Origin of the sequence: Streptomyces hainanensis (genome assembly GCF_004348415.1) — a bacterium.
In the GTDB taxonomy this organism is placed as follows: Bacteria; Actinomycetota; Actinomycetes; order Streptomycetales; family Streptomycetaceae; genus Streptomyces; species Streptomyces hainanensis.
Window position 1 is genome coordinate 1 of sequence record NZ_SMKI01000283.1, and the last position, 10,226, is coordinate 10,226.

The 10,226-nt window shown below is 73.6% G+C and carries 9 protein-coding genes; 1 reads left to right on the plus strand and 8 read right to left on the minus strand.

Annotated features, from left to right (window positions below; translation table 11 throughout):
- The 4 genes from E1283_RS23605 to E1283_RS23620 form a co-directional block, all read right to left on the minus strand.
- The coding region (locus E1283_RS23605) for an ABC transporter ATP-binding protein (protein WP_132820139.1) at window positions 1-1,094 on the minus strand (1,094 nt) is incomplete at its 3' end.
- On the minus strand, window positions 1,091-1,936 hold the full coding sequence (locus E1283_RS23610) for an ABC transporter permease (protein WP_132820140.1): 846 nt from the start codon (window positions 1,934-1,936) through the stop codon (window positions 1,091-1,093). The genes E1283_RS23605 and E1283_RS23610, both read right to left, overlap by 4 nt.
- Entirely contained in the window at window positions 1,933-2,925 is a 993-nt protein-coding gene (locus E1283_RS23615; protein WP_341829949.1) for an ABC transporter permease, read from the minus strand. The genes E1283_RS23610 and E1283_RS23615 overlap by 4 nt, the downstream gene beginning before the upstream one ends.
- Window positions 2,922-4,469, minus strand: coding sequence for an ABC transporter substrate-binding protein (locus E1283_RS23620; protein WP_132820141.1), 1,548 nt, complete (start codon window positions 4,467-4,469; stop codon window positions 2,922-2,924). The genes E1283_RS23615 and E1283_RS23620 overlap by 4 nt, the downstream gene beginning before the upstream one ends.
- Before the next feature lie 125 nt (window positions 4,470-4,594).
- Here E1283_RS23620 and E1283_RS23625 point away from each other — a divergent pair, with 125 nt between their 5' ends.
- Window positions 4,595-6,022, plus strand: a complete 1,428-nt coding sequence (locus E1283_RS23625; protein WP_243745052.1) for an MATE family efflux transporter — start codon at window positions 4,595-4,597, stop codon at window positions 6,020-6,022.
- A 150-nt stretch (window positions 6,023-6,172) separates the two neighbouring features.
- Here E1283_RS23625 and E1283_RS23630 read toward each other — a convergent pair whose 3' ends face one another.
- The 4 genes from E1283_RS23630 to E1283_RS23645 all read right to left on the minus strand — a co-directional run.
- Window positions 6,173-6,301: an NmrA family NAD(P)-binding protein gene (locus tag E1283_RS23630; RefSeq protein ID WP_132820142.1), complete on the minus strand. Its 129-nt coding sequence runs from the start codon at window positions 6,299-6,301 to the stop codon at window positions 6,173-6,175.
- Window positions 6,302-6,526: 225 nt separating this feature from the next.
- Window positions 6,527-7,720 (minus strand): zinc ribbon domain-containing protein, encoded by a 1,194-nt coding sequence (locus tag E1283_RS23635; RefSeq protein ID WP_132820143.1) that lies wholly within the window; start codon window positions 7,718-7,720, stop codon window positions 6,527-6,529.
- Window positions 7,717-8,274, minus strand: a complete 558-nt coding sequence (locus tag E1283_RS23640) for a phage tail protein (RefSeq protein WP_132820144.1) — start codon at window positions 8,272-8,274, stop codon at window positions 7,717-7,719. The genes E1283_RS23635 and E1283_RS23640 overlap by 4 nt, the downstream gene beginning before the upstream one ends.
- Window positions 8,271-10,226 (minus strand): putative baseplate assembly protein (locus E1283_RS23645; protein WP_243745053.1); only part of this gene is annotated, 1,956 nt, incomplete at its 5' end. The genes E1283_RS23640 and E1283_RS23645, both read right to left, overlap by 4 nt.

A 10,226-nucleotide genomic window follows, 5' to 3' on the forward strand; every position in this document is an offset into this window, starting at 1 on the left:
GCGCGGCGGTGCAGCCGAAGGGGGCGAGCGAGGGTGGCGCCGACCCGATGGGCCGGGTTGAGCGCGCCAAGCGGGTTCTGTGGGACGAGCTGGATGCGTCGGCGTTGGTCCGGGGTGCGTCGGTGCGCGGCGCCGGCCAGTGGGCGGCCGTCCAGGGTCAGTTGGCCGGCGTCGGGCCGCTGGAGCCCGGCGAGGACACGGAGCAGGGTCGTCTTGCCGGAGCCGGAGGAGCCGATGAGCGCGGTGGTGGCGCCCGGTGGGACGATGAAGTCGACGGCGTCCAGGGCCGGGTGGGCCGCGGCGGCACGACTCGTGGTCGGGAAGCGGAACGAGACGCTGGTGGCGGCCAGGCCGCCGTCCCCGGCCGGCAGCCCGCGTGCGGCGGGCGCGGGCGCCGCCTTCGGGGCTGGGGTGGCGACCACGGTGGGGGCCAGCTCCAGCGACTGGTCTGCCCAGCGGGCGACCAGTGCTGGGTCGTGGCTGGTGAGAAGGATGGTGAGGCCGCGTTCGTCGGCCAGCCGGCGCAGCAACTCGCCGATTTGGTCGCGGAGTTCGGCGTCGAGTCCGGCGGTCGGCTCGTCGAGCAGCAGCACCTCGGGTTGCCTGGCCAGCGCCCTGGCGAGGGCGACGCGCCGCTGTTGCCCGCCGGACAGCTCGCCCGCGCGGCGGTTCGGCAGGTCGGCCACGTCGCCGAGCCGACACTCGTCCAGCAGCTCGCGGATGGTCTCGGGACGGCCGTCGAGGGCGAGTTCGGCGATCAGTCGGCGGACCCGTAGGCGTGGGTTGAGTGACGACCCCGGATCTTGGCCAACGTAGCCGATGCGGTGCCGGCGCAGCGCCCTGAGCTCGCCGGGGGAGAGGGCGAACACGTCGTGGCCCAGTACCCGCACGCTGCCCGAGCCGACCCGGCCGCCGGGCGGCAGCGCGCCGATCACGGCCCGCAGCAGGGTGGTCTTGCCGCAGCCGGAGGCGCCGGTGAGCGCGGTGATCCCGTGGCGCGGCACCCGGAGGGTGACGTCGGACAGCACGTGGCCCGTGTTCGGCATGCCGAGGGTCAGGTCGGTGACGTCGACGGCGAGGTCGGGGCCGGTCATGCGGTGACGGTCCGTTCACTGAGGGGCCGGTTGCGGGCGAGGGCGGCGGTGGCGAGGTTGACGCTCACCGCCAGGACGCTGATCGCGATGCTCGGCGCGATGACGGCCCAGGGATTGAGGAGGATGCCGGGGGCGTTCTCCTTCACCATCAACGCCCAGTCCGCGGCGGGTGGTTGTGGGCCGAGTTGGAGGAAGCCGGCCATCGAGGCGATGTAGACGCCCTCGACGAAGCGGAGGCCGAAGAGGGCGATCACGGTGGACCGCAGGTTGGGGAGGATCTCCCGGAAGGCGAGGTGGAGGATCCCCTCGCCGTTGGCGATGGCCGACTCGACGAATCCGGTGGTGGCGAACGGCGCGGCGGCGCCGGCGACGATCCGGGTCGCGTAGGGGGTGCCGAGTACCACGGCGGCGGCCACCACGGCGGCGCGGCCTCCGCCGGGCCAGGCGAGCGCGAGCAGCATGACGCCCAACAGGGGCGGGAGCAGGATGGCGAAGTCCGTGGTGCGCTCGATGGCTCTGCCGAGCCCGGGGCGGAGGGCGGCGAGGCAGCCGATGAGGGTGGCCAGCAGGGTGACGGCGAGCGCGATGACGAGGGCGCTGCCGATGAGTGGCCCGCCGCCGTGCAGCACCCGGCTGAGGACGTCCCGTCCGAGCAGGTCGCCGCCGAGTGGAGCTCCGCCGCCTGGCTCGGCGTAGGGCGCGGTGACGGGCGTCCCCTCCGCCTCAGGGGCGAGCAGTGGTCCGCACAACGTGAGCAGCCCGAGGAGGACAGCGGGCGCCGCGAGTACGAGTGCCCTGCGGAGGTCGGAGCGTCGGTGCGTCGGCGGGGGCGTTGCTGTCACGAGCGGCCTCCCACGGCCCTGGCGCGGGTCAGATCGGCGAGGAGGATCACGAGAGTGACGGCGGCTCCGGTGCAGGCGGCGGCGCCCACGATGACCGGGGTGTCGCGGTTGGCAATGGCGCCGCTGAGCACGGTGCCGACGCCGGGGTAGTTGAACAGCGACTCCACGACCACGGCACCGCCGAGCAGCATGCCGGTGGAGGTGGCGAGGCCGGTGGCGATGGTCGGCAGGGCGCCGGGCAGCGTGTGCCGCAGGAGCACCCGGGTCGGCGCGAGGCCGTCGAGATGGGCGGCCGCGACGTGCGGCAGGGCGGCCTGGTCGGCGAGGGCGGCGCGCACGATGCGGGTGTTCCAGCCGATCTGCGGGATGGCCAGCGCCAGCACCGGCATGACGAGCATGCTCCACGACGTGATGGAGCCGTCGGCGCCGGTCATGGTGGTGGCGGGCAGCCAGCCGGTCCACAGCGAGAGGGTGAGCAGCAGCCCCACGGAGATGACGAACTCGGGCAGCGCGATGGCCATGGTGCTGGTGAGGCTCACGACCCGGTCGAACGGCCCGCCGCGGCGCAGCGCCGCGCGGCAGCCGAGCACCAGCGCCACGGCGACGGTGAGGGCCAGCGCGAGGCCGCTGAGCAGCAGGGTGTTGGGGAACGGCGTGGCGAGCAGGTCGGTCACCGGCTCGCCGCGGGCCGAGGTGCCGAGATCGCCGTGCGGCAGTCCACTCAGCCACTCCCACAGCCGCTGCCACACCGGCTGGTCGAGGCCGAGCAGCCGGCGTCGTTCCTCGACGCTCTCGCCGCGCTCGCCGGTGGCCGTGGCAGCGTCGCCGGGCAGCAGGTCGACGGCGAGAAAGACGGCGACGAGCAGGAGGAGCAGGATCGCGGCCCGGCGCAGCAGCAGGGCCAGTGGGCGGAGCGGCCGGGTCAGCGTGCTGAGCCGGGGCCCGGAAGGGAGTGGCGCGCTGGCGGTGTCGGCGGCCGTTTCGCTCAACGCGACAGCCAGACGCCCTCGAGCTGGACCCGGCCGTAGCCGGGCAACTCGGGGAGCGCGTTCACCTTGTCGGTGGCGAGGTCGATGCCGTCGGCCATGCCCCACAGCAGGTAGCCGGAGCGCTCGTGTTCGATCTCCTGCAGGTCGCGCAGGGCGGTGGCGCGTTCGGCCTCGTCCGCGGTGTCCATCACCCGGTAGTAGGCGGCGTCGAACTCCTCGTCCGACCAGCCGCTCTCGTTCTGCCCGGAGCCGGTGATCATGGTCTTGGAGGCGTAGAAGAGGACCGAGTCGTTGGTGCCCCAGTAGGTCATGTAGAGGTCGCCCTGGAGCCAGGTGCTCTCGTAGAAGGCGCCGGACTCCTGGGTGACCACCTCGATCCTGATGTCGGCTTCCCTCGCCTGGTTGACGAAGAGGGTGGCGGCCTCGGCGAGCCCGGCGATGTCCTCGGTGGTGACGAGCTGGTAGGTGCGGGAGAGGTCGAACCCGCTCTCGGCGAGGAGTTCCCCGGCACGCTCGAGGTCGCGGGTGCGCTGTCGGATGTCGGCGGCGTAGTTCGGGTCGGCGGTGCCGAGAACGTCGTTGGCGACGCTGCCGTAGCCGGAGAGCACTTGCTCGACCATGGCCTCGCGGTCCACGACCAGCTTGAGGGCCTCGCGGACCCGGGGGTCGGCGAACGGGCCGTCGGCGGTGCGCATCACGACCGGCATCGCCATGTCGTCGGGGCGGCGGATCACGCGGATGTCCTGACGTGCCTCCGCGGTGCGGGCGGCGACGGCGCCGGCGTTCGAGGCCAGGTCGATCTGGCCGGCGAGCAGGGCGTTGGTCATGGCCTGCGCGGTCTCGAACATGGTGACCTCGATCGAGTCGAGGTGGACCTCGCCGCCGTACCAGTCGTCGTTGCGCAGCAGCCGGGCGTTGCCGTCCCGGAACCAGTCGAGCCGGAACGGGCCGGTGCCGGGCGCCGAGGCGATCTGGTCCTCGGGGGTGTCCTTCCTGAGCACGAAGGTCGTCAGGCGGGTGAGGAGCGGGAGTTCGGCGTTGGGGTAGTCGGAGACGAGGACGACGGTGCGCTCGCCGTCCGCGGTGATGTTCTCGCGGGTGATCCCCGGCAGTCGGGCGGCACCGGCGGGCGTGTCGCGCAGTCGGCGCAGTGACCAGACGACGTCCTCGGCGGTGACCGGGGTGCCGTCGTGGAACGTGGCCCCCTCGGAAATGGTGAAGTGCCAGGTCCGCAGGTCCTCCGACGAGGTCCAGTCGGACGCGAGTCGCGGGACGGTGTTGTGGATGGCGCCTGGCACGGTGAGGGTGTCGTGGACCAGGGCCAGGATGAGGTAGTCACTCTCGTTGCCCTGGGTGCCGTGCGGATCGCGGGTGACGGCCGAGGCGCGGCCGAGCGCGCCGACGCGGAGGATGCCGCCCTTCTGCGGCTCACCGCCGCCGGGTTGGGGGCTCGTGGCACCGTCGTTCGCGTCTCCGGTGCACCCCGCCAGCAGGACAGCCGTGGCGACGCCGCCCACCCCGATCAACTCTCGCCTGCCGAGCATGCCATGTCCTCTCTCCCGTGCCCCCGTCACGGGGGCACGGTCACACCACGATCATCAACTGGTAAGGCTTGCCTATCCTAAGCAGAGATGCCTGACAGGTGGATACCCATGGTTCAGTGGGGCGTGTGACGACCCCGCCCGTGCCTCGACTCAACCGGCTGCTGGCAGACGGCAGATCCCTGGCCACCCTCGCCGTCCCCCTCGCCCTCACCCAACTCGCCCAGGTCGCGCTGAGTACCACCGACACCGTGATGCTCGGCATGCTCGGCGCCGGCGAACTGGCCGCCGGCGGGCTCGCCCTGGTGGTCTTCAACCAGGTGCGGACGATGGGCGTCGGGTTGATCACCGCCGCGGGCAACCAGATAGCCGCGGCGGTCGCCAGCGCCGAAGGCCGGGAGAACGACGACCGCGGCGCCGCCGAGGTCCGGCGGATCGTCCGTGCCAGCCTGGCCCTGGCCACCGCCGCCGGGCTGGGGGGCGCCGGCCTCATGCTGCTCATCGGTCAACTCCTCGGCCACCTGGGCCAGGACGTCGAGGTGGTGGCCGACACCCGGCGGATGCTGATCACGCTGGCCCCGGGCCTCGTTCCCGCCCTGTGGTTCCAGACGGTCCGGCAGTTCACCGTCGGCATGCGACGCCCCCAGGCCCTGCTGCGGATCACCCTGGCGTCCATCGCTGTGAACGCCGCACTCAACGTGCTTCTCATCCATGGTCCCGGCCCCATGCCGGCCCTCGGACTCGCCGGCGTGGGACTCGCCACCACCCTGGTCCATCTGCTCACCGCCGCGGCCCTCTTCGGATCCGCCCGACGCGATCCCGAACTGGCCCCTCTGCTCGCCCTCGACCTGCTCCGCGCGGATCGGAGCACCCTCCGCCGGCTGTGCGGCCTGGGCGTCCCCGTCGCGGTGACCTACGGTTCCGAGGCCGGGTTCTTCTCCGTCACCGCCCTGATCGCCGGTTCCTTCGGCAGCTCTGCACTGGCTGCCCACACCGCCGTCAACCAACTCGTCTACATCGTCTTCCAGATCGCGGTGGGACTCTCACACGCCTCCTCCATCCACGTCAGCCGCGAGATCGCGCTGGGCCGGCCACACGGCGCCGCCCGGGTCCGGGATGCGGCCCTGGCCACGGCCGCCCTGGTGACCGGCCTGGTGGCGGCGGCATACGTGGCCGCACCCACGCTCGTGCTCCTGCCCTTCCTTGACACGGGTGCCGGAGAGGCGGGCGGGGAAGAGGCGTTCGCCATCGCGCGGGACCTGCTGCTCGTCGCCGCCGTCCTCCAACTCTTCGACTGTTGCCAGAACATCGGGATCGGCCTGCTGCGCGGCCTGGACGACACCAGGAGCGGCCTGCGGTTCACCCTGGTCGGCTACTGGCTGATCGGTCTGCCGACCGTCTTCCTGCTCGCCTACGGCACCGCACTCGGACTCACTGGCATCTGGCTTGGCCTGCTGGTCGGCCTCGCTGTCACGGCGACACTGCTCCTCAACCGCTACCGGCTCGGACTCCGCGATCGAACCGACCGCCTCGACGCGACGCCCGAGACCGCCTGAGCCGGCCCCCCGCCGGCCTGGTCCTACGGCATTCATGAAGAGCTGACCGGCGAGGGGGCGGGTCGACCCGGGGCCGCATGCGAGTGGGCCGGTGATCGGCTGGGTCCGATCCGAGGGCATCGCCCCGGCTCCGCGGACGGGCTCGACGCCTTAGGCTGACAGCGCCTGGGCCCGCTGGCCGGAGGGATCACGCACGACCGCGCGAACCGCCCGGCCGTCCGCCCGTAGCGTCGCGGCGACCGCCCCGCCCTGCCGCCCCGTGGCACCCAGGACCACCACCGTCCTGTCGCTGTTGCCCGTGCCGCTCCACAACCGTCGGTTTCCTGGAAGCCGCCCGAAGACCTCCTGCTGTCAGGCGGTCAACTGTCGCCGCAACCCGGCCGAATCGTGCGGGTTCGTCATCTGCGCGAATCGACCGTTGCTGACCTGGTAGATGACGTACTCGACGATTCCGTTCCGCTCGGTTGCGGCCCCACGGCGAGCGGCCATCCCGGCCGGCGCCCGTCACAGGCGGTTGCCGGACGACGGGCCGAAGAACTCGATCTCGGCGATGGCCACCTGACGATCCGCGCTCGCCCCGTACGACGACAGGATGGTGAAGCGCACGCTGGTCACGCCCTCGGCCCGGAACTGCCGGCGCTGCGGGCCGAGGCCCTGGTCGAGGGTGAGTTCCCGCGTCGTCGTGCTGCCGTCCTCCGTCGTGATCCGCGCCTCGACGCGGTGCGGCAGCGCCGATTCGCGGAGCTGGTCGGTGCGTGTGGAGACGCCTGGCGTGATGATCACGTCGAGCAGCCTGGTGGGCTCGGCGAAGCTGGCCTCGATCCACTCGCCCTCGCCGGACTGCGAGACGCCCGGGCCCCACCAGGTGTCGTTGAGCTTGTCGAACGCCAAGTCGGCGGGGTGGTCCTCGTACGAGTGGAGCGCGTCGAAGCGGGCCGGCTCGACGGGGCCGCGCCTGGCGAAGTGGTCGCGGGTCGCCCGGACACCGTCGGGGATCCGCACGGCGAGGATGACCAGCAGCGTCAGAACCAGCGCCGCGACCAGCCACCTGAGGATGTGCTCGAAGCCGCGGCGCAGCCTCGGGCGCTCGCCGGCCCACGGCGCCTCGCGGTCGCGGCCGTCCAGCAGCCGCCGCCACCAGGGGCGGCGAACGCCCCGGGCGTCCTCGTCCCCGGTCATCGGCATGGCGCAGCGGGCGCAGTAGTGCCGGTCGGGGCGGTTGGCGGTGCCGCACCAGGGGCAGGGCAGGCCGCCGTGGACGCCGGGCTCCTGGTCAACCGACCGCACCTGGGGGCGCACGGCGTCGGGGCGGCCCGGCAGGACGGGGCTGGCGGCCGGCGGGTCGGCCGCGCCCGCCGGGTCGGCGACGGGGACGAGGAGCTGGCGCGCCCGGTCGGACATCGCGTCGTCCGGGGTGGTGACGCGCGCCTGCGGGGCGGTCTCCGTCTCGTCCGCCAGCGGGTCCCCGGGCGTGGGGGTGGCCGGCGCGACGGGTGCGGCGGGTGGCGCGGTTCCGGCCGCGCCGGGGCCCTCCCGCGTGACGGCCCGGTTCCCGCCGGACGCGCTCGCGGCGTCCGATGCCACGGCCCCGGCCCGCGCCGGCGAGTCCGACCAGCCGAGTACGGCCCCGCACGCCTCGCAGAACGCCTGGCCCGGTTCCGCCGGGGTGCCGCACTCGGGGCAGTTCCTGGTGGTCATCTCTCCGGAGTCCTTTCGAGGGCGGTCACCTGGACCGTGTACGGCAGGTGGGCGGGGCGGGCGGCGGCCACGAGGGCGTCGAGGCGGTGCTCGTCCGCCGGCGTCGGCTCGGTGAGCCGCAGGTGGACGTGGAGTCGCGGCCTGGGCTGGCCCGGCATGGGCCCGAACGGGCCGGCGCTCCAGGCCGCGCCGCCGCTCTCGCTGATCTCCGGCTCCACGCCGAACGCCAGCCGCACCGCCTCCGCCAGGCCGCGTCGGGTGCCGCGTATCCGGTGCAGGTACGCGGCGGCGGCGACGGCCGCGCGCAGCCGGGCCTCCGGCTCCGTGCCGTCGGTCTCGGCGCCGACCCAGGTGCCGAGCCACCGCACGAAGTCCAGCGGCGCGAGGTCGGGCCCGAAGTACGCGTCCAGGCAGTCGAGTACGTTCAGGATCGGCGCCAGCACGTCGTCGAGGCCGCCGACGAAACGCCGCATCAGGTCGTCGTCGGCGAACACGGCCGGCAGGGCCTGGCCGATCGGCGCGGACGACGCCAGGCCGTCGACGGAGCCCCTCACGACGCGTCTCCGATGACCCGCACCCGGTGGTCGTAGGAGAACACCAGTGCCGAGGGTGCGAGGTTGATGCGGTTCGTCGCGTCGCCGCGTTTGCCGGTCAGCGGGTCGGCCGGGTGCAGCAGCACCTCGTCCACCAGCTCCACCCCCGGCACGCGCTGGAGCACCGCGAAGACCTCGCCCGCCTGCACGGGGCGTCCGAACGGCCACCCCGCTCCCTCGGCCCCACCGGTCAGCGGATCGAGGTGGCGGTAGAGCGCGTCGTGGGCCTGCTCGCGTACCCGGTCGGCGTCGACGCCGCGGAACGCGTGCACGGACGCGACCACCGTGACGCCCTGGTAGTACGGCGGCCCCACCGCGAGACGCGTCCCGATCGGACGCCGCTCGTCCAGGTGGCGGGTCACGCGGTCCAGCAGCGCGTCGCCCGGCACGAGTTGCTCGAAGCGCAGCCGCCCGTCCGGGTCAGGGACCGCCTGCGGCACCACCAACACCCGTACGGCGTGGGCCCCGTACTCGTTCTCCTCCCCCTCCAGGCACGTGATGCGGGCCGTCTCGGGCGCGGCGCGCCGCGTCAACTCCTCGTAGTCGCGTAGCGTCACGGCTCGCTCCTGGGCGCGCAGTGTGATCGGCGCCCGCGTCTTGGCCTCCGCGACTGTCTCGCCGTCGACGCCGCCGCGCGCCGCCTCCCGGTTGACGACCTCGGAGACGTACGGGATGGAGGTGCGCAGCACCCGCACGGCGCCGCGCGCCACGTTGCCGGCGCGCCCGCCGCCCGTGCGGTAGCGGCGGGCGCGGACGGCCGCGCCCTTGGGTGGGACCATCCCGTACTGCCGCAGTGTGCCGTCGGGTTCGCGGACCGCCGGGCCGAAGGCGATCTCGCCGGTCGTCGCGTCCAGTGTGACGTGCCGGTCGCGCGGCCCTGAGGTGGCGAAGTGCGGGGCGACGTGCCAGTCGACCCACCCGTCGTCCTCGGCGGTCTGGAGCAGCAGCGGCGGGTCGTCTCCGACGACGGGCGCGTGCGCGAGGCGCAGCCGTTGCCCCGGCAGGCCGGTGGACTCGCCGAGCGCCTCGTCGCGGACGGTCTCGGCGTGGACGACCGGGGCCGTGCCGCCGATCGTGAACGCCTCGGCGGCGCGCACGGTCGGCGAGGTGGTGTAGAACGGCTGGCCCGGCAGGGGTTCGGTGACCCGGCAGCGCAGCCATCCGGCCTGCCGGCCGCCACTCCGCGACAGCGCGTGCCCGCCGGGGACGTGCAGCACGATGGCTCCCGGCCGGTTGAGCCCGCCCGTCTCGTCCCGGTCGACCTCGCACTCCTGCCAGCCGTTCCCGGTCCACGCCTCCCAGGTGAGGGGCGGCTGCCGCGGGTCCACGCCGACGCCGTCGACGTGGCTGTCCAACTCCAGCGCCACCGCGCAGTCCGGCACCGCCGCCGTGAGTCCGAACAGTGCGCAGTCGCCGACGGCCGGGGCCTCGGCGAAGCACAGCACGTCCCGGCCCTCGGCGAGGTCGGTGGTCCGGTCGGTGACCTGTTGGCCGCTGTTGCGCACCGCGATGTGCCGCAGGGCGCAGGGCACGACGGTCAGGTCCCGCTCGGCGGCGAAGACGACGGCCTCCTCGCTCTCCGTCCGCACGGTGGCGACCTCGGCGCCGGCCGGTACCACGATCGGCTCCTCCTGCGGCGCCGACAGCCAGTAGGTGACGTCCGCGCGGGCGGCGGTGGGCGGGAAGCGGGTGATGCCGACGAGGTCGAGGAAGGCCAGGTGGTTCTTCTCCGGCACGCGGTTGAGCCGGTACACGATCTGGTCGGCCAGGTGGGCGACGGCCTCGACCAGCGTCACTCCCGGGTCGGAGACGTTGTGGTCGGTCCACTCGGGGGCGCGCTGCTGGATGTAGCGCTTGGCGTCGTCCACGAACTGCTGGAAGCGGCGGTCGTCGAGGTTGGGGGAGGGCAGGGC

Excerpts from the sequence above, each read along its gene's own strand:
- E1283_RS23620 (WP_132820141.1), bottom strand. The coding sequence starts at position 4,469 with ATGCTCGGCAGGCGAGAGTTGATCGGGGTGGGCGGCGTCGCCACGGCT.
- E1283_RS23635 (WP_132820143.1), bottom strand. The coding sequence starts at position 7,720 with ATGACCACCAGGAACTGCCCCGAGTGCGGCACCCCGGCGGAACCGGGC.